Origin of the sequence: Novosphingobium sp. 1529, from assembly GCF_040544855.1 — a bacterium.
Lineage (GTDB): Bacteria > Pseudomonadota > Alphaproteobacteria > Sphingomonadales > Sphingomonadaceae > Novosphingobium > Novosphingobium capsulatum.
In genome coordinates this window covers 73,272-91,695 of sequence record NZ_JBEPKW010000011.1, presented here as the reverse complement: position 1 = coordinate 91,695, position 18,424 = coordinate 73,272, and the positions used below count along the sequence as shown (strand labels likewise).

Here is an 18,424-nt window from a genome sequence, read left to right as displayed (position 1 = left end):
TTTAGAGCTTCCCGAACTTGTCCTCATAGGCAGCGGTATCGCCGCTGCTCAGCAGCTTGGCCTGCTCCACCCAATTGTCGCGCGTGGGGCGGCCGGCAAAAGCGCCAAGCTGCGCATCGATGCGGGCCACGTCCTCGTCGGTCCAGGCGGCAATCTGCGCAAACTGCGTCACACCCAGGCTGGCCAGCAGCGTCTTGAGCTTGGGCCCCAGGCCCTTGATGCGAGTGAGGTCATCGCCACCGGCAGCCGCCACAGCTTCGGCCGGCGGCGCTGTGGATGGCGGCGGCACGGGGATGGCGGCGGCGGGCGGCGTATCGATCAGCGCCGTATTGCGCTGCGCAGGCGCCGCGCCTTCGGACAGGACATCGTTGAATTCGCGGCGTTCGGGTGCCTTGCCACCCCGGCGCAGCAGGAGGAACGCCACCACTAGCAGCAGCGCTACCGCGCCTGCCACCAGTTGCCAGTTGGCCTCGATCAGTTGCAGCATCGTCTAAAGTTCCATGTCAGCAAAGCGAATGGAACCGCCATGGCAACAAGCGCGCCGGGGAGCAAGCGGGGGCAGTGTGCGTCATGCTGCCCCCCGCCCGTCCGGTTCAGGCCGGCTCGGCCACCAGAACCGCCGCCTTCTTGCGACGGCGCCAGGCGTGGAGCAGCGGCTCGGTATAGCCGCTGGGCTGGACCACGCCCTGGAACACCAGGTCGCATGCGGCGCGGAAGGCAAAGCTCGTGTCCCAGTTGCCCGCCATCGGCTCATAGGCCGGATCCCCGGCGTTCTGGGCATCGACCTTGGCCGCCATGCGCTGCAGCGCATCCATCACCTGCTCTTGCGTGCAGACCCCGTGCAGCAGCCAGTTGGCCAGGTGCTGGCTGGAAATGCGCAAAGTGGCGCGGTCTTCCATCAGGCCGACATCGTCGATGTCGGGCACCTTGGAACAGCCCACGCCCTGGTCGATCCAGCGCACGACATAGCCGAGCAACCCTTGCGCGTTGTTGTCCAGCTCGGCGCGGATTTCGTCTTCCGACCAGTTGGCGCCATCGGCCAGTGGGATCGCCAGCAAGGCATCGAGCGCCGGAATGGGCCGCGCGGCGATCTCGGGGCGCAGGCCGAACACGTCCACCTGGTGGTAATGCGTGGCGTGCAGCGTGGCGGCCGTGGGCGAAGGTACCCAGGCGGTGTTGGCACCGGTGCGCGGATGGGCGATTTTTTCGACAACCATGGCGCGCATGCGATCGGGCGCAGCCCACATGCCCTTGCCGATCTGCGCCTTACCAGACAGGCCGCAGGCAAGCCCAATGCCAACGTTGCGCGCTTCATAGGCGGCGATCCAGCCGGCCTGCTTCATCGCGCCCTTGCGGATCATCGGGCCGGCCTGCATCGCGGTGTGGATTTCATCCCCCGTGCGATCGAGGAAGCCGGTGTTGATGAACACCACGCGATCCTTCACGGCGGCGATGCAGGCCGCCAGGTTGGCGCTGGTGCGGCGCTCCTCGTCCATCACGCCAACTTTCACGGTATGGCGCGGCAGGCTGAGCAGATCTTCCACGGCATCAAACAGGTCATTGGCAAAGGCCACTTCGTCAGGCCCGTGCATCTTGGGCTTGACGATATAGATCGCGCCCTGGCGGCTGTTGCGGTGCTGGCCCAGGCGCATCACATCGTGCATGGCAATGGCGCTGGTGATCACCGCATCCATGATGCCCTCGGGAATTTCCGATCCATCGGGCAGCAGGATGGCAGGGTTGGTCATCAGATGGCCAACGTTGCGCACGAACAAAAGACTGCGCCCCGGCAGGGCAAAGGCGGTGCCATCCGGCGCAGTCCAATCGCGATCGGGTTCCAGCGCGCGGTGCATGGTCTGGCCGCCCTTGGCGAATCGCGCGGTCAGATCGCCGCGCATCAGGCCGAGCCAATGGCGATAGGCCACCAGCTTGTCTTCCGCGTCGACCGCCGCGATCGAATCCTCCAGATCGACAATCGTGGTCAGCGCCGCTTCCAGCACGATATCGGCAAGGCCCGCCGCATCGCTGGCGCCGACCGGATGGGCGCGGTTGAGCACCAGTTCGATGTGCAGGCCGTTGTGGCGGAACAGCAGGCCGCCCGGCTTGTGCCCGACCCATTGCGCCGGATCAGCCAAGGCGGGCACGCCCTGCCCATCCCAATCGGCCCACGACCCCTGCGCCAGCGGCAGGGTGGCGTCCAGAAAAGCGCGCCCCGCCGCGATCACCGCCGCGCCGCGCGCCGCGTCATAGCCACCCGGCCGGGCGGGCGCGGCATCCAATGCGTCCGTGCCATACCAGGCATCATACAGGCTGCCCCAGCGCGCGTTGGCGGCGTTGAGCAGGAAGCGATCGTTGAGCACGGGAACGACGAGTTGCGGCCCAGCCATGGCGGCGATCTCAGGATCGACGTCCTGCGTGCCCACGGCAAAGGGCGCAGGTTCGGGCACGATATAGCCGATCTCTTCCAGAAAGGCGCGATAGGCAGCGGGATCATGCGGCTGGCCCCGGCGCGCCACGTGCCAAGCGTCAATCGCGGCCTGGATCGTGTCACGCGTTTCCAGAAGCGCGCGGTTTACCGGGGTGAAACGCGCCACCAACCCGGCAAAACCCGCCCAGAACGCCGAGGCATCCAGCCCCAGCGGCGCCAGCACGTCGTTTTCCAGGAATGCGGCCAGCGCGGCATCCACCTGCAACCCGTCCCGCGTGGTGCGGGGGCGCAGGTCGGCAATTTCGGTAAACTCACCCATGGTCATCTGCCTTTGTCATCAAAACGGGCATGGCAATGCCGGCCATCGAACCGCATCCCTATCGGATACCGGATCTGTGCCGACCTGCCTATTGAACCTGGGGAGGAACCCCCTTGTTCTGCCCGATTCGCGCCAGCTTGGCAACAGGGGTTCACCCCGCCTGCGCGAACGGCTAGGTGTGGTTTCCGATGCAACAGCTTTCCGCCACCGAGCAGGCCCTGCTCGCCCCGATCGACGGCGCCCCCCTGCTCGACCAGGTTCTGGCATGGAGCGCGATCAACACCGGCACGCGCCATCTTGCCGGCCTTGCCCGCCAGGCCGCGCTCCTGGCCGATGCCTTTGCCGCGCTGCCCGGCACGGTCGAACTGGTGGCGCCGGCCCCCGTGGAAACCGTGGCCGCCGATGGCACCGTGGGCCAGCTTGACCACGGCGCCCACCTGCTGGTGCGGGTACGGCCCGATGCGCCCCGGCGCTATCTGCTGACCGGGCACATGGACACCGTGTTCCCGCCAGGCGATCCGTTCCAGACCACGACTTGGCTCGACGACACCACGCTGGGCGGACCGGGCGTGGCCGACATGAAAGGCGGCATCGCCGTGCTGCTCGCCGCCCTGACCGCGTTCGAGCGCAGTGCGGTGGCGAACCAGGTCGGCTATGACGTGCTGATCAATTCCGACGAGGAAACCGGCAGCCTGTCATCCGCGCCGCTGATCGCCCAGGTTGCCGCCGGCAAGGCGGCGGCACTGACCTATGAACCATCGGCCCTGCCCGATGGCACGCTGGCGGGCGCGCGGGCAGGCAGCGGCAACTATGCCGCGGTAATCACCGGCCGATCCGCCCATGCCGGGCGCAACCCCGATGACGGGCGCAACGCCATCGTCGCGGCGGCAGACCTGGCGCTGCGGCTCAAGGCCCTGCACCGCCCCGGCCTGTCGGTGAACCCGGCGCGGATCGATGGCGGCAGCGCCAACAACGTGGTGCCCGACAAGGCCGTGCTGCGCTGGAACATCCGCCCTGCGGCCGAGGCCGATGCACAAGGCTTTGCCGTGGCGCTGGGCGCGGCAGTGACAGAGGTGGAGCGCACACACGATGTGACGATCCACGTGCACGGCGGGATCAGCCGCCCACCCAAGCAATTGACAGAACCGGCGCTGGCGCTGTTCACCCTGGTGCGCGACTGCGGCGCGGCGCTGGGGCAGCCGATCGCCTGGAAGGACACCGGCGGCGTCTGCGATGGCAACAACATCGCCGCACTGGGCGTGCCGGTGGTGGATACGATGGGGGTGCGTGGCGGATCGATCCATTCGCCGCAAGAATTCCTGATCGTGCCCTCGCTGGCGGAGCGCGCGGCGCTGTCGGCACTGGTACTGCATCGGCTTTCCGGGGGAGAATAGCGCGCCATGACATTTCGTATCCGCGCCGCCCGCCCCACCGATGTGGAAGCCATGTACGAGATGGCCAAGCTCGGCGGCAGTGGCTTTACCAACCTGCCAGCCGATCGCGCCACCTTGCGCGCCAAGCTCGATCGCGCCGCCGCCTGCCTGGCCGACCCGCGCGAAAGCCTGCCCGACGGGCCGGGCGATGAACTGTTCGTGGTGGTGCTGGAAAACGTGGCGACCGGTGAATTGCGCGGCACGGCGCAGATCTTTGCCTGCGTCGGGCGCAGTGGGCCATTCTATTCCTATCGCCTCACCACGCTGACCCAGCACTCGAAGGAACTGAACCGCACGTTCCGCGCCGAGATGCTGCATCTTGCCACCGACCTCGAAGGATCGAGCGAAGTGGGTGGGCTGTTCCTCCATCCGGCAGAGCGCGCGGGCGGGCTGGGCATGCTGCTGGCGCGCAGCCGCTATCTGTTCATCGCCATGCACCGTGCTCGCTTTGCCCCGCGTATCCTGGCCGAACTGCGCGGCGTGATCGACGAGCGCGGCGGTTCGGCGTTCTGGGACGCGGTGGGCGGCAAGTTCTTTGGCATGGGCTTTCAGGAAGCCGATCATTTCAATGCGTTGAACGGTAACCAGTTCATCGCCGACCTGATGCCCAAGCATCCGGTTTATGTGGCGATGCTGCCGGAAAGCGCGCGCACGGCCATCGGCATGCCGCATCTCAACGGCCGGCCGGCCATGCGGATGCTGGAGTCCGAAGGATTCGCCTATGAAGGTTATGTCGACATTTTCGACGGCGGCCCGACGATGACGGCCCGCACCGATCAGGTGCGCTCCATCGCCGGCGCCACGGCGCAGACCGTGGCCCACATCGCCGCGCCCGAAGGCCATGGCCCGGTGCGCCGCGTGCTGGCCGCCACCGGGCGCCTCGCTACGTTCCGCTGCACGCTGGGCGAAGTGACGCAAGGCGCCGATGGCCTGGTGATCGATCCTGTCGCCGCCGCCGCGCTGGACGTGCGGCCGGGTGACACTGTGTGGCATGTGGACCGCTGAAGAACGGAACGAACAAGATGGCACTGCTGGAAATCAACTTCGACGGGCTGGTCGGCCCCAGCCACAACTACGCCGGGCTCAGCCTGGGCAACCTGGCATCGGCCAACCATGCTGGCCAGGTGTCCTATCCCCGCGCTGCTGCGCTGCAGGGGCTGGCCAAGATGCGCCACAACCTTGATCTTGGCTTGGTCCAGGGCCTGTTTGCGCCGTTGCCGCGCCCCAATCCGGGGCTCCTGGCGGCGCTGGGTCTTGCCGGACAAGAGCCGGCGGACGAGGCCGAACGCCGCCTGCGCGCGGCGGCCTGGTCGGCCAGCGCGATGTGGACGGCCAATGCCGCCACTGTCAGCCCCGCGCCCGATACCGCCGACGGGCGCTGCCATCTGTCTGCGGCCAACCTGGTGACCATGCCCCACCGCGCGCAGGAATGGCCCGACACGGTGCGCCAGTTGCGCCTGGCCTTTGGCGATGCCGCGCACTTTGCCGTGCACGATGCCGTGCCGCCCTGCTTTGGCGATGAAGGCGCAGCCAACCACATGCGCATGGCCACCAGCCATGGCGCCGCGGGCCTGGAAATCTTTGTTTATGGCCGCCCGGGCGGCGCCTTTCCGGCACGGCAGCATGAACAGGCCAGCCGCGCGATCGCCCGCGTCCATGGGCTCGATCCGGCGCGCTGCCTGTTCGTGGAACAAGCGCCAGAGGCGATCGCCGCCGGGGCTTTCCACAACGATGTCGTGGCCGTCGCCAACGAGCGCGTGCTGTTCACCCACGAACAAGCCTTCGCCGATCCCGAGGGCACCTATGCCGCGATTCGCCACCGCCTGCCCGAGGCCGAAATCGTCGTCGTGCCGGCCAGCGCGGTAAGCCTTGCCGATGCCATCAAATCCTACCTGTTCAATGCCCAGCTGCTGACCCTACCGGGCGGGGAAATGGCGCTGGTGATCCCTCTGGAAGCCTGGGAAACACCATCAGTGCGCGGCTGGCTAGATACGATGCTGGCCGGCAATGGGCCGATTCGCCAAGTCTTGCCGGTGGACGTGCGCCAATCCATGGCCAATGGCGGCGGCCCGGCATGCCTGCGGCTGCGCGTGGTGGCCGATCCCACCACGGTCGATCCGCGCTTCCTGCTAGACAACGGACGAATCAACCAGCTGGAACAGGTGGTTGCTACACACTGGCCGGAGCAGATCGATGCTACGGACCTGGGCCAGCAGGCCTTGACTAACACCGTGATCGCCGCCCGCGTGGCCCTGCTTGATGCCTTGGACCTGGCCGAACTGCACTGAGTGGAACTTCACGGAACCGACAGGCGTTGTGCTGCTGCCTATGGAATTGTCGCCCCCCTTTACAATGAAGGGCGCGTTAAGCTTTAATGCGCCCGTATTCATTGGATTGGCACGAAGGTTGCTGATCGGGGTGGCGAGAAGTCCGGCGGATCGCCAACCCAGCATGGAGACAAGGGACAACGCATGCTCCGCAAGATTGGCCGCCTCTTCCTGATCAAGAATCGCTTCGAGGCGTTTGCGGTGATTTATGCGTTGGCCCTGGGCGCGGTAGAACGGGGGCAGGCTTATCTCACGCGCTTTCCCGGCTTTGGTGGTAAGCTGCTGTTCCTGGCCACGACCTGCGCGGTGTTCATGGCCGGGGCAAAGATTCTCGATTGCCTCAAGTTTGAACAGGCCCGCGCGGCGGAAAAGACTCCCGAGCCAGAGGCTGCTCCGCCTGGCTGATCACTCTCACGCGGCTGGTGGCATGCGCTGCAACGAAAAAGCCCCTTCGGCCCATGGCAGAAGGGGCTTTTCCTTTTTCGTCAGGCGGCCAGGCGACGATCCCCATCACTATTGCCAGGCGGATCGAGATCCAGGGCATAGCCGAGCGTGGGCGCCACACCGTCGCGGGCCCGGCTGGCGCCAGGGCGAATCTCGCCGGTGGAGCGGAAGCCCAGCTTGGCCAGGACCCGGCCCGAGGCGGGATTGTCGAGGAAGTGACGCGCCGCCACACGGCGATGGCCCAGCGTGGCCGCCAGCGTCAGCACTGCCCGCGCCGCCTCGGTGGCAAAGCCACGCCCCCAATGGGCACGGGCCACCCAATAACCGAGCAGCGGCGCCGCGCCGGGCGGGCCGTGCTCATCGGGCATCAGGCCCACGCTGCCAATCAGTTGCGCGCCTTCGGGGCCTGGCAGGGTAACGAAGAAATGCGGATAGCGGCCGTCCTGCGCCAGGGCAGCAAAGGCCCGCGCATCATCGGCACGATAGGGCCAGGGCGCCCGCGCCAGATGGCGCACCACCGCCTCGTCATCAATCAGGGCATAGAGTTCGGCCCAATCCTCGGGCCAACCCGGCCGCAGGAACAGCCGCTCGCTGCGAATGAACATCGGTAATCTCCAGTCAACCGCTCCCTTTCGCCGGATGCTTATGCACTTTCCGATGACAGGGATATTGCGTGCTGCGCCAAGTGCTTCGGTTTTCGAGGCAAATGGCGCCGTTGCGGATGAGGGAGACAAAGAAAAAGGGAGATGGGGCAAGGCCCCTCTCCCTCGTTCAGCCGGCGCGAAACCGACGGGGCCATCCCATCAGGATGGCCCTTGGCATGACCATCCGCTTATTCGGCGGCTTCGGCCATAACGTCGACCGACACGTACTTGCGGCCAAGCTTGCCGGCGTGGAAACGCACGCGGCCGTTGGCAAGCGCAAACAGGGTGTGGTCCTTGCCGAGGCCAACATTAGCGCCGGGGTACACGCGGGTGCCGCGCTGACGGATGATGATGTTGCCGCCGACCACGTCCTGGCCGCCGAACTTCTTCACGCCAAGGCGCTTGGACTGCGAGTCGCGACCGTTGCGCGACGAGCCGCCTGCTTTCTTATGTGCCATCTCTGCTTACTCCGAACTGGCGCTCAGGCGACCGACACGATGCGCAGCAGAGTCATCTGCTGGCGGTGGCCGTTCTTGCGGCGATAGTTGTGACGGCGGCGCTTCTTGAACACCACGACCTTTTCCGACTTGGCCTGGGCGATGATTTCCGCCGAAACGGTAATGGCCGAAGCGTCGGCCAGTTCGCCATCCTTGCCAGCCAGCAGGACGTCACCGAGGGTGATGGTTTCACCGGCTTCGCCAGCCAGCTTTTCCACCGCGATCTTATCTCCGGCGGCCACCCGATACTGCTTGCCGCCCGTGCGCACAATTGCGAACATGGTTCTGCTATCCGTTTCAAATGCCTGACCCACCAAGCACCCCGATCGGCCAATTCCGAATCGCGGACAGCGGGCAATGTGCCGGTTCCCCGCAATCATGCGAAGCCCCGGAAAGAGCGGCGCGGATAGTCCAAGCGGGCCGGCATGTCAACGCCGGGGAAGTGGGAAATGCGCGAAGCAGGGCCCCTACCGCTGGCCATTGGCCGCCCACGTGCTATGGCACCGCCATGGCTTGCCTGTCCACTCGCTTCCTCGCCCTGCAACGGCTTTGCCTTGTTGGCCTGATCGCCGCCCCTGCCCTGGTCCTGGGCGGCTGCTCGCCCGATCGCGGGCGTTTTCCCTCGCTGGCGATTCGCCCTGCGGAACGCGCGTTTGGCCAGGCCAAGGCCGCGCCAGCCGATGCGGCGGCAGCAGCGCCGGCACCGATTCCCGCCGATGCCACGCTGCCCCAGCGCCTGGCCGCACTGGAAGAGCGTGCACGCGAGGCGGATGCCCGATTCATCGCCCTGGTGCCCGAAGCCACCCGCGCTGCCGCGCGTGCGCACAATGCCGCCAATGGCAGTGAGACCTGGAACCTGGCCCAAGTGGCGCTGGCCCGCCTCGAATCGGCGCGTAGCGACACCGCGATCGCTCTGGCTGATCTCGATCAGATGGCGACGGAAGCTGAAATCGCCGCTGTCGACCATCCCGGCCCCGATGCGGCGCATGTGATCAATACCCGCGATTCGGTTGCCGCGCGCGTGGCGCAGCAGGATAGCGTGCTGGCGCAGTTGAAGGGCTGACGCCCTACCAGCGCGCGCGGTCGGCCAAATCCTGGGTGCGCGGTTCGATCCAGCGCCAGCCGGACGCGGTCTTTTCCCGCTTCCAGAACCAGCTGTCGCTCTTGAGGTGGTCCATCACGAAATCGGTGGCGGCAAACGCCTCGCGCCGGTGGCGGGCGGCGGCGGCAACCATTACGATCGGATCGCCCGGCAGCATCACGCCATGGCGGTGGATCACCAGCAACCCTTCCAGGCTCCAGCGCGCCAGGACCGTGGCCGCCAGCGCTTCCATCCCCGGCAGGGTAAGCGGGGCATAGTGGCGCAACTCCAGCGCCTCCACACCATCCCCATCGCCATCGCGCACCTGGCCCAGAAAACTGACAACCCCGCCAGCGCCGCCAAACCGCCCGGTAAAGGCAGCAAGCAGCGCGGCGGGGTCAAACGCCGCATCGGTGAGACGGACGTCTGCCGTCATGCCGATCAGCCGACGAACGCGCGTTCGATCACGAAATCGCCCGGCTTGGCGTTGGAACCTTCGACAAAGCCCATGCCTTCGAGCAGCGCGGCGAAGTCCTTGATCATGTCCATCGAGCCGCACAGCATGACGCGGTCGGTGGCGGGATCGAGGCGCGCCTCGCCGGGAATGCCCTCGAACAGCGCGCCGCTTTCGATCAGCTTGTCGATGCGCACGTTGTTCTTGAACGGCTCGCGTGTGACGGTGGGCACATAGTGCAGCTGCTGCGCGGCCTGTTCGCCCACCAGCGGGTCTTCCGCAAAGCCGCTCGACAGCTCTTCGTTGAACGCCAGCTCGCTGACCTTGCGCACCGAATGCACCACGACGACCTGTTCATAGTATTCATAGACATCGGGATCGCGCGCCAGCGACAGGAACGGCGCCAGGCCGGTGCCGGTCGACAGCATGAACAGGCGCTTGCCCGGCAGCAGAGCATCGGTCACCAGGGTGCCGGTCGGCTTCTTGCCAAGATAGATCTGGTCGCCCGGCTGAATCTTCTGCAGGCGCGAGGTCAGCGGACCATCGGGCACCTTGATCGAGAGGAATTCCAGTTCCTCGGCCCAGGCCGGGCTGGCCACCGAATAGGCGCGCAGCAGGGGGCGGCCGTTGTCGCCCTGCAGGCCGATCATCACGAATTCGCCCGAGCGGAAGCGGAACGAGGCCGGACGGGTCACGGTGAAGCTGAACAGACGCTCGTCCCAGTGCTTGACCGTGAGCACGGTTTCCACCGTGGCTGCGGCCGTGGGTTCGAGCGTGGCGACTTCCACCTGGGGCTGAGACATCGAAATGGCTTTCCTTGGCAATCGGCCCCGCACCCGCGATGGGATCAGGCCATGGGGCCGGGCAAGCTGGCCCGGCAAGCGCCGTTCCCATACGGATGCCGGGGCGCGCTGTCAAAAACCTGCCCTGCGAAAATAGCTTTCAGGGTCTAAAGTGGGTGGCGTTGCGCTTGGCGCCCTTCGACAGGCTCAGGGCGAACGGGGGGTAAGCCAACCAGCCGGAAGTCCGTTCGGGCTGAGCTTGTCGAAGCCCCCAAAGCCCCCGCCGCCTCAGCCGCCGCTCACCGGTGGCAGGAACGCAATTTCGTCATCCTCGCCCAGCACCATCGCTTCGCTTTCGCCCACCAGCTTGCCATTGAGCGCCCAGCGCACCCGCTCGCCCAACAAGTCGAGCGCCAGCGCAGGGTCGAGCCCGGCGAGGATATCGGCAAGCGGGCCAGGCGTGACAGCCATTTCCGCACAGCCGGCGCGGTCTTCCAGGCGGCCGAGAAACACGAGCTTGGCCATGGCGATCAGCCCCCGGTCGTCGACATATGGCGCGAAACCGCTGGGGCAGCACCAGCGCGGTCGATGGCAAAGGCGTGGCGTTCCTGCTTTTCGCCCATGGCGCGGGCAAAGGCATCGGTCAGCGCGGCATCGGGATCGTCAGAGCGCAGCGCGGCGCGCAGGTCGACACGCCCTTCCCCGCCCAGGCACATGTAGAGCTGGCCCGTGGCCGTAACCCGTACGCGGTTGCAGGTGGCACAGAAATTGCCCGTCAAAGGCGTGATGAAACCCAGCCGACCGCCGGTTTCGGCAATATCGACATAGCGCGCCGGCCCACCCGTGCTCACTGCGTTGGGCACCAGCGTCCAGCGCTGTTCCAGATCGCGGCGCACGGCATCGAGCGGGAGGTAATGATCGAGGCGATCTTCCTCGACATCGCCCAGCGGCATCACTTCAATCAGCGTCACGTCATGACCCTGGCCATGGGCCCAGGCGATCAGATCGGGCAATTCGTCCTGGTTCACGCCCTTGAGCGCCACGGCGTTGAGCTTGACCTTGAGGCCAGCCGCCCGCGCGGCCGCCAGGCCTTCTAGCACCTGGGGCAGGCTATCGCGCCGAGCCAGCGCGGCAAAGCGGCTGCGGTCGAGCGTATCAAGCGACACGTTGATGCGGCGCACGCCGGCTGCCACCAAATCGTCGGCAAATTCGGCCAGCCGGGTGCCATTGGTCGTCAGCGTCAGTTCCTGGAGCCCACCATCACCCAAGTGGCGGCCCAGCGCGCGGACCAGATCGACCATGTCGCGCCGCACCAGTGGCTCACCACCCGTCAGCCGCAACTTGGTGACACCGCGATCGATGAACGCACGCGACACCTTGTACAGCTCTTCCAGGCTCAACACCTCGGCACGCGGCAGGAACGTCATGCGTTCGGGCATGCAATAGGTGCAGCGCAGGTCGCAGCGGTCTGTCACCGACAGGCGAAGATAGGTTATGGCCCGCGCAAAGCGGTCAACCAGAGGCGCGGGCGCTGTCATCGCTCGAGATATACGAAGTCCCGAGGGTAGGATTCAAGGCTTGCGCCGGCATCGACGAAAAGAGTTTGTCCGGTCACCGCGCGCGCCGTCGCCAGATAGTGCACGGCATCGGCGATTTCATCGGCCCCAGGCAGGCGCTTCAAGGGCATGATCTCTTCCAGGCGGTGCCACTGGTCGGCGTCATAATCCTGCGTCGGCAGGATCAGGCCGGGCGCCACGCCGTTGACCCGCACCCGCGGCGCCAGCGCGCGCGCCAGGGTGCGCACCGCGGCATGCAGCGCCTGCTTGGACAGGGTGTAGCTCAACTGGTCGGGCACCGGGTTCTGCACGCGCTGGTCGAGGATATTGACCACAGCGCCTTCGTCCTCACCCAGCGCCTCGGCAAAGGCACGGGTCAGCAGCAGTGGCGCAAACAGATTGACGCCGAAATGCTGATCCAGCGCCTCGGGTGCGAGGCTGGCGATCGTGTCGTCCTGAAACAGCGACGCGCAGTTGACCAGAAGGCGCGGTGCCTGGCCAGCGCGGGCGATGACATCGGCCAGCATCGCGGCCGGAAAGGCGCTATCGCCCAGATCGCCTGCCAGGGGATGCACTGTCGCGCCCAGCCACTGCAGCTGGGCGGTGAATTCGGGATCGAAGGTGTGCGCGTGGTGCGCGTGCAGCGCCAGGTCCCAACCCTCCTGCGCCAGCTTGCGGGCAATCGCGGCCCCGATTCGGCGCCATCCGCCAGTGACCAGCGCCAGCGGGCGGGGCACGCTCATCCGCGGCGGGCGCGGGTAAGCGTCATGCCGATATCTTCTCCAGCCTCGCTGATGGCGAGCTTCACGATTTTCACTTCCACCTGGGTCACCCGCGCATCCTGTACGAACAACGTCTCACAGATGTGGTCTGCAACCGATTCGATCAGTTGGAAATGCACATCTTTGGGCAATCCGTCGCTCGCGGCGTGCTTGAGGTCCATGTAGTTCTTGCTCGCGGTCAGCGGGCAATCGGCCGTGTAGCGGTCCTGGGGACGCAGCCAGGCACGGATGGAAATCCGCAGGGGCTGCGGACGGCCGGTCTCTTCCGAATAGATCCCGGTCAGGACATCGGTTTCGACATTGGCGACTTCGAGGATCAGGCTGTCAGACACGCGCGCGCCATTGGCACTTGGCCGCGCGAATGTCCAGCATCAGCCGCGCTTATGCCGCGCGGTTCCACCGTGCGAAAATCGCCGTGGGCAGGATTCGCCCGCCCGGTCCTTCCTCGGCCAGGGCCAGATCGCCATGTTCGATCGTGCCGGGCAAGTGCGCCAAAGCCTCGGCCAGCAAGCCGCCAATGGCGAGCGAGGACATGCGCACGGCATAGACCGTCAGGAACAGGAAGCTGCTGTTGGCATCGAGCAGGCGCGCACAATCGGCGATCAGGCCGGGCAGGCTTTCTTCCAGGCGCCACACTTCGCCTTCCGGGCCACGACCGAACTTGGGCGGATCGAGGATGATGCCATCATAGCGCTTGCCCCGGCGCACTTCGCGCGCGGTGAACTTGGCCGCATCGTCGACAATCCAGCGCACCGGGCGGCCATCCATGCCCGAAAGCGCCGCATTGGCGCGGGCCTGGGCGACCGACTTTTTCGAGGCGTCGACATGGGTAACCGGGCCAAAGCGCGACAGCGACAGCGTGCCGACACCGGTATAGCCGAACAGGTTGAGCGTGGCGGCATCGTCGCGCCCGGCCAGGCGTTCGCCCATCCAGTCCCACACCGGCGCCATGTCGGGGAAAAAGCCCAGGTGACGGAACGGCGTGCAGCTGGCGGTGAACTGCACCGCGTTCCACGCCAGCGGCCAGCCTTCGCGCGGCACCGGGCCGTCCAACAGCCAGCGCCCGCCGCCATCCTCGTCGGAGCCCGGCACGAATTCGCCGTCTGCCTGCCAGTCATCAAGCGCCGGCGCCCACATCGCCTGGGGTTCAGGGCGGATGAAGCGATGCGGGCCATAGCGCTCAAGCTTGCGGCCATGACCCGAATCGATGAGGGCGAAATCCCCCCAGGGCGATCCCACCATCAACTGCGGCTGGAGCGTAAGCGCGGCCATCAGGCGTCCGTCCCGCCGATCTTGGGCCCGATCTTGGGTGTGGCGCGCTCGGTCACATAGGCTGCCACGGCCTCGTACGTGCCAGGCAGATGGTCGCAACGTTCCTGCCGTTCGAACAGATCGCCCACCCGCGCGGGCAGCGGCGGGCGCACGCCGGTGGCGCGTTCCACCGCATCGACGAACTTGGCCGGATGGGCGGTGGCCAGGGTCACCACCGGGACATCGGCCGGCAGCCCTTCGGCCACGCGCGCGGCATGCAGGCCGATCGCGGTATGCGGATCGAGCACTTCGCCGGCTGCCTCATAGGCCCAGCGCATGGCCTGGGCCATCTGTACGGGATCGCAGCGCGCGCTGGTGAACAGGCCGCCGATGGCTGCACGCTGGGCATTGGTCAGTTGCAGCGCCTTGGTGGCATCGAATTGCTGCATCTGCGCAGCGAGGACCGCAGCATCGCGCCCGCAGGCATCGAACAGCAGGCGTTCGAAATTGGACGAGACCTGGATATCCATCGACGGCGCCGCCGTGGGCGTAACCGTGCTGGCCGAATAGTCCCCGGCCGACAGCGCGCGGTGGAGAATGTCGTTGATGTTGGTGGCGACGATCAGCCGCTCCATCGGCAGGCCCATCTGCGCCGCGACATAGCCGGCGAACACGTCGCCGAAATTGCCGGTCGGCACCGAGAACGCCACCTTGCGGTGCGGCGCGCCCAGTTGCAGCGCGGCGGCGAAATAATAGACCACCTGCGACATCAGCCGCGCCCAGTTGATCGAATTGACCGCGGCAATGCCATAAGTGCCAGTGATCGCGGCATCGTTGAACATGCGCTTCACCATTGCCTGGGCATCGTCAAAGCTGCCGTCGATGGCGATGTTATAGACGTTGGGCGCGATCACCGTGGTCATCTGCCGGCGCTGAACATCAGACACGCGGCCGTGGGGGTGCAGCATGAAGATATCGACCTTGGCGCGGCCGGCCACGGCGTCGATCGCGGCAGAGCCGGTATCGCCCGAGGTGGCGCCCACGATGGTCAGGTGATCCTCGCGCCGGGCCAGGAATTCCTCGAACAGCAGGCCCAGCATCTGCAAGGCCACGTCCTTGAATGCCAGGGTCGGGCCGTGGAACAGCTCGAGCACCCACTGCCGCTCGTCGAGCTGCTTAAGCGGGGTGACGGCGGCATGGGCAAAGCGGCCATAGGCCTGGCCGGTCAATTCGCGCAGGCGTTCGGGCGAAAGGCTGTCGCCCACGAAAGGCGCCATGATCCGCGCGGCCAGTTCGGCATAGGGCAGGCCGGCCATGGCGGCGATCTCATCATGGCTGAACTGCGGCCAGGCTTCGGGCACGTAGAGGCCACCGTCGGACGCGAGGCCCGCCAGCGTGACGCCTTCGAAATCGAGCGAGGCGGCCTGGCCCCGCGTGCTGACATACTTCATCGCCAATCCCCGTGTGCCGCGCCCACCGCAAGGGCAGCGCCCAATCATCACCGGCACGCCATCGCGCGCGTTGTCGTCAGCGCGGCGCCTAGCGCCCCGGGGGCATCGTGACAACCACCGCCGCGCCTTTCGCGCGCCGGCGCAGGGCCAAGGCATAGATCACCAGCGCTACCGCGGCGAACAGGAACCACTGCACCGCATAGGCCAGGTGGTTGTTGGGAATGTCTGACGGATCAGGCGCGCCATTGGCGCCCAGGCCGGCAAGCGGCGGATCGGCAACCAGGCGGGTGATCTTGTGGAACGGGGCGATTCGGCCCGTGACCCGCCCACCATCCCATTGCGGCGGATGCGGATCGCGCGACCAGCCCAGTTGCACCAGCGCGGGCATGCCACCCGGCGCCTGGCAGTGGGCAATGTGCACATAGCCGCTTTCACCGGCAGCATTGCGGCCGCCCACCGAATCCCACAGGCCCGGCTGGACCCGGCAATCGAACGTGGCACGGCGATAGAGCACGGCCTTGCCATCGCCTGCCACGGGGAACCCAACAGGCGCAGGATTGACCAGCGCGGCGGCAAAGCGCGCCAGCAGCGCCTCTTTCTGCACCTTGCGCTGCAATTGCCAGAAACCCAGGCCGATCATCACGGCCACGGCCAGCAGCACGATGCAGGTGGGCAGCACGGGAACGCGCCGCATCAGCCCTGCCCTCGCGGTGCCACGCGCGCGGCCAGCACCGCGGCACGCACCGCACGCACCGCAAGGCCCACGATCAGCGCGCTCGCCGGGCCCCAGACCAGCGGATAGACCCATAAGGGCAGGCGCCAGATATCATCGACCCGCAGCGCGGAAAACACCAGCAACGCCACCAGCGGGATGACCACTGGATAGAGCGCGCGCCCGCTTGCCTCGTGCGCGGCCAGCGGCTCGCCACAGGCGCGGCAGTGGTCATTGAGCTTGGGCGGCTCCCACACCCGGCCGGCCCAGACCATGCCGGGCGTATTGCAAGCCGGGCACGTGCCATGGCGCGCCACCTGCCACCAGCCTGGCCCGGTGGCCGATCTGCTGCTCCCGCTGTTTTCACTCATGATCATCGGGATAGCGCCCGCGCCCGACCCGGTCCAGCTTGCACATGGGCCATTTCCCACGCTACCCGGTTGCATCTGCAACAGGAGTATCGTGCCGCCGTGACCGTTCATCGTCTCCCGCTGCTGGCCGCCCTCCTGCTTGGCGTGGCCCAGCCAGCCCTTGCGCAGGCGCCTGTCCCCGCGGTTGCTGCCAGTGCTTCCGCGGACGCCGCGTTCTATGCTCTGGCCGATGCCGAATGGACCTGGCGCCAGGCGCAGTTTGGCGATGACGAGAACGACGATCGCCCCAGCTATCGCCTGCCCGATGTGAGCGCTGCCGCCCAGGCCGCGCGCGAGGCGCGCTGGGCGCAAACGCTGAAAGCACTCGACGCCATCGACCAGGGCGCGCTTTCGCCGGCCGCGCGCGTCAACTATGCGATCTATCGCTACCAGATCGAAACGCTGCTTTCGGCGCAGCGCTTTCACGAGTGGGAAAAGCCGCTCAATTCAGACACCACGTTCTGGGGCAACCTGGCCGATACCGCACGCACGCCGTTCCGCAACGAAAGCGAAGCGCGCGCCTATATCGCCATGCTGCATGCCGTTCCGCGCTATTTCGCGCAGCAGATGGCCAACATGAAGGCGGGGCTGGCACGCGGATTCACCGCGCCGCAGGTCACGCTCAAGGGCCGCGATCTGTCGCTGCTGCCGATAACGGACGCCAAGACCGCCGATGCCAACCCGTTCTTCGAGCCGTTCAAGGCCCTGCCCGCCAGTATTCCGCCCGCCACGGCCAAGGTCCTGACCGACGAGGCGCGCACGGCGATCACCAGCGAAGTCGTGCCGGCACACCGCGCCCTGCTCGCCTATCTGCGCAGCGATTATCTGCCCCATGCCCGCACCGCCCTTGCCGCGCAGGGCCTGCCCCAAGGGAAAGACTATTACCAGGCGCAGATCCGCGAATATACCACCACCGACCTGACGCCCGATGCGATCCACCAGATCGGCCTGGCCGAGGTGGCCAGGATCCGTGCGCAAATGCAGGAGATCATGACGCAGGTCGGCTTTACCGGTGACCTGCCTGCATTCCTGGCCAAGCTGCGCAGCGATCCGCAGTTTGTGGCGAGCAGCCCGCAAGATTTGCTCAACCGTGCGGCATGGATCGCCAAGACGTTCGACGGCAAGGCAGCCGACTGGTTTGGCCGCCTGCCGCGCAAGCGCTTTGCCATTCGCCCGGTGCCCGCCGATATTGCCCCGTTCTATACCGCCGGGCGCGGCGGGCCGGGGGTCTATCTGGTCAACACCTGGAACCTGCCGGCGCGTCAGCTCTATTCGCTGCCCGCCCTCACCCTGCACGAAAGCGCGCCGGGCCATGCGTTCCAGATGTCATTGGCATCGGAAAACAAGGGCCTGCCGGCCTGGCGCCAGCGCACCTACATCTCGGCCTATGGCGAAGGCTGGGCGCTCTATTGCGAAAAGCTGGGGGTGGAGATGGGCATCTACACCACGCCCTACGAACGTTTTGGCATGCTGTCATACCAGATGTGGCGTGCGGCGCGACTGGTGGTCGATACCGGCATTCACGCCAAGGGCTGGACGCGCGAGCAGGCGCTGGCCTTCCTGCACGACAATACCGCGCTGTCGGATCACGAGATCGAGACCGAGACCGATCGCTATATCGCCTGGCCGGGCCAGGCGCTGAGCTATTATCTGGGCGAAATGGCCATCGTGGAGGAACGCGCCCGCGCGGAAAAGGCGCTGGGCGACAAATTCAATATCCGCGCCTTCCACGATGCCGTGCTCGAGCTGGGCTCGGTGCCGCTGCCCGTACTGCATGCCCGGATCGATCGCTTCATTGCCGAGGGTGGCAAGGGCCCCTATCCCGACGAGGAATGAGGCAAAACCGCGCCGAA

Annotated in this window: 21 protein-coding genes; 6 read left to right on the top strand and 15 right to left on the bottom strand. The window is 66.6% G+C overall.

The genetic code is table 11. The annotated features are described in order from the left end of the window. Position 1 precedes the first annotated feature (1 nt). Both ABIC78_RS17660 and ABIC78_RS17655 read right to left on the bottom strand, forming a co-directional pair. Positions 2-487 (bottom strand): helix-hairpin-helix domain-containing protein, encoded by a 486-nt coding sequence (locus ABIC78_RS17660; RefSeq protein ID WP_171795514.1) that lies wholly within the window; start codon positions 485-487, stop codon positions 2-4. A 106-nt stretch (positions 488-593) separates the two neighbouring features. Then, a complete protein-coding gene (locus ABIC78_RS17655; protein ID WP_171795513.1) occupies positions 594-2,747 on the bottom strand; it encodes a malate synthase G in 2,154 nt (717 codons plus the stop codon). Between the two features lie 188 nt (positions 2,748-2,935). Here ABIC78_RS17655 and ABIC78_RS17650 point away from each other — a divergent pair, with 188 nt between their 5' ends. The 4 genes from ABIC78_RS17650 to ABIC78_RS17635 all read left to right on the top strand — a co-directional run bounded on the left by ABIC78_RS17650 (position 2,936) and on the right by ABIC78_RS17635 (position 6,912). Continuing rightward, the gene (locus tag ABIC78_RS17650) at positions 2,936-4,141 is read left to right on the top strand and encodes a hydrolase (protein ID WP_171795512.1); all 1,206 of its coding nucleotides are present in this window, start codon (positions 2,936-2,938) and stop codon (positions 4,139-4,141) included. A 6-nt stretch (positions 4,142-4,147) separates the two neighbouring features. Then, entirely contained in the window at positions 4,148-5,185 is a 1,038-nt protein-coding gene (locus ABIC78_RS17645) for an arginine N-succinyltransferase (RefSeq protein WP_171795511.1), read from the top strand. 17 nt (positions 5,186-5,202) lie between these two features. Next, a complete protein-coding gene (locus ABIC78_RS17640; RefSeq protein WP_171795510.1) occupies positions 5,203-6,468 on the top strand; it encodes an N-succinylarginine dihydrolase in 1,266 nt (421 codons plus the stop codon). A 183-nt stretch (positions 6,469-6,651) separates the two neighbouring features. Further along, positions 6,652-6,912: a hypothetical protein gene (locus ABIC78_RS17635; RefSeq protein ID WP_022678100.1), complete on the top strand. Its 261-nt coding sequence runs from the start codon at positions 6,652-6,654 to the stop codon at positions 6,910-6,912. Positions 6,913-6,992: 80 nt separating this feature from the next. Here the strand turns inward: ABIC78_RS17635 and ABIC78_RS17630 are convergent, their stop codons facing one another. From ABIC78_RS17630 to rplU, 3 genes are all read right to left on the bottom strand, one after another. Continuing rightward, complete coding sequence (locus ABIC78_RS17630) at positions 6,993-7,556, bottom strand: GNAT family N-acetyltransferase (RefSeq protein WP_171795509.1); 564 nt, start codon at positions 7,554-7,556, stop codon at positions 6,993-6,995. A gap of 227 nt (positions 7,557-7,783) precedes the next feature. Then, the gene (rpmA, locus tag ABIC78_RS17625; RefSeq protein WP_171795508.1) at positions 7,784-8,053 is read right to left on the bottom strand and encodes a 50S ribosomal protein L27; all 270 of its coding nucleotides are present in this window, start codon (positions 8,051-8,053) and stop codon (positions 7,784-7,786) included. A gap of 23 nt (positions 8,054-8,076) precedes the next feature. Then, positions 8,077-8,373 carry a 50S ribosomal protein L21 gene (rplU, locus tag ABIC78_RS17620; RefSeq protein WP_022678098.1) on the bottom strand — a complete coding sequence of 99 codons (297 nt, stop codon included), beginning with the start codon at positions 8,371-8,373 and terminating at the stop codon, positions 8,077-8,079. A 227-nt stretch (positions 8,374-8,600) separates the two neighbouring features. Here rplU and ABIC78_RS17615 point away from each other — a divergent pair, with 227 nt between their 5' ends. Then, on the top strand, positions 8,601-9,155 hold the full coding sequence (locus tag ABIC78_RS17615; RefSeq protein WP_022678097.1) for a hypothetical protein: 555 nt from the start codon (positions 8,601-8,603) through the stop codon (positions 9,153-9,155). A 4-nt stretch (positions 9,156-9,159) separates the two neighbouring features. Here ABIC78_RS17615 and ABIC78_RS17610 read toward each other — a convergent pair whose 3' ends face one another. From ABIC78_RS17610 to ABIC78_RS17565, 10 genes are all read right to left on the bottom strand, one after another. Next, complete coding sequence (locus tag ABIC78_RS17610) at positions 9,160-9,609, bottom strand: molybdenum cofactor biosynthesis protein MoaE (protein ID WP_171795507.1); 450 nt, start codon at positions 9,607-9,609, stop codon at positions 9,160-9,162. Positions 9,610-9,614: 5 nt separating this feature from the next. Continuing rightward, positions 9,615-10,430: a ferredoxin--NADP reductase gene (locus ABIC78_RS17605; RefSeq protein WP_028658335.1), complete on the bottom strand. Its 816-nt coding sequence runs from the start codon at positions 10,428-10,430 to the stop codon at positions 9,615-9,617. 267 nt (positions 10,431-10,697) lie between these two features. Beyond that, on the bottom strand, positions 10,698-10,934 hold the full coding sequence (locus tag ABIC78_RS17600; RefSeq protein WP_022678094.1) for a MoaD/ThiS family protein: 237 nt from the start codon (positions 10,932-10,934) through the stop codon (positions 10,698-10,700). 5 nt (positions 10,935-10,939) lie between these two features. Further along, a complete protein-coding gene (moaA, locus tag ABIC78_RS17595) occupies positions 10,940-11,947 on the bottom strand; it encodes a GTP 3',8-cyclase MoaA (RefSeq protein WP_171795506.1) in 1,008 nt (335 codons plus the stop codon). Continuing rightward, positions 11,944-12,708: an SDR family oxidoreductase gene (locus ABIC78_RS17590; RefSeq protein ID WP_022678092.1), complete on the bottom strand. Its 765-nt coding sequence runs from the start codon at positions 12,706-12,708 to the stop codon at positions 11,944-11,946. Before ABIC78_RS17590 ends, moaA begins: the two co-directional genes overlap by 4 nt. Further along, on the bottom strand, positions 12,705-13,079 hold the full coding sequence (locus tag ABIC78_RS17585) for a dihydroneopterin aldolase (protein WP_022678091.1): 375 nt from the start codon (positions 13,077-13,079) through the stop codon (positions 12,705-12,707). The genes ABIC78_RS17590 and ABIC78_RS17585 overlap by 4 nt, the downstream gene beginning before the upstream one ends. Positions 13,080-13,128: 49 nt before the next feature. After that, positions 13,129-14,019 (bottom strand): class I SAM-dependent methyltransferase, encoded by an 891-nt coding sequence (locus ABIC78_RS17580; protein ID WP_171795505.1) that lies wholly within the window; start codon positions 14,017-14,019, stop codon positions 13,129-13,131. Further along, complete coding sequence (thrC, locus tag ABIC78_RS17575; protein WP_171795504.1) at positions 14,019-15,449, bottom strand: threonine synthase; 1,431 nt, start codon at positions 15,447-15,449, stop codon at positions 14,019-14,021. The genes ABIC78_RS17580 and thrC overlap by 1 nt, the downstream gene beginning before the upstream one ends. 88 nt (positions 15,450-15,537) lie before the next feature. Next, a complete protein-coding gene (locus ABIC78_RS17570) occupies positions 15,538-16,143 on the bottom strand; it encodes an SURF1 family protein (protein WP_171795503.1) in 606 nt (201 codons plus the stop codon). Then, a complete protein-coding gene (locus tag ABIC78_RS17565; protein WP_354491053.1) occupies positions 16,143-16,538 on the bottom strand; it encodes a DUF983 domain-containing protein in 396 nt (131 codons plus the stop codon). The genes ABIC78_RS17570 and ABIC78_RS17565 overlap by 1 nt, the downstream gene beginning before the upstream one ends. A gap of 93 nt (positions 16,539-16,631) precedes the next feature. Between ABIC78_RS17565 and ABIC78_RS17560 the strand changes: the two genes are divergently transcribed. Beyond that, positions 16,632-18,407, top strand: a complete 1,776-nt coding sequence (locus ABIC78_RS17560; protein ID WP_354491051.1) for a DUF885 domain-containing protein — start codon at positions 16,632-16,634, stop codon at positions 18,405-18,407. Positions 18,408-18,424 lie beyond the last annotated feature (17 nt).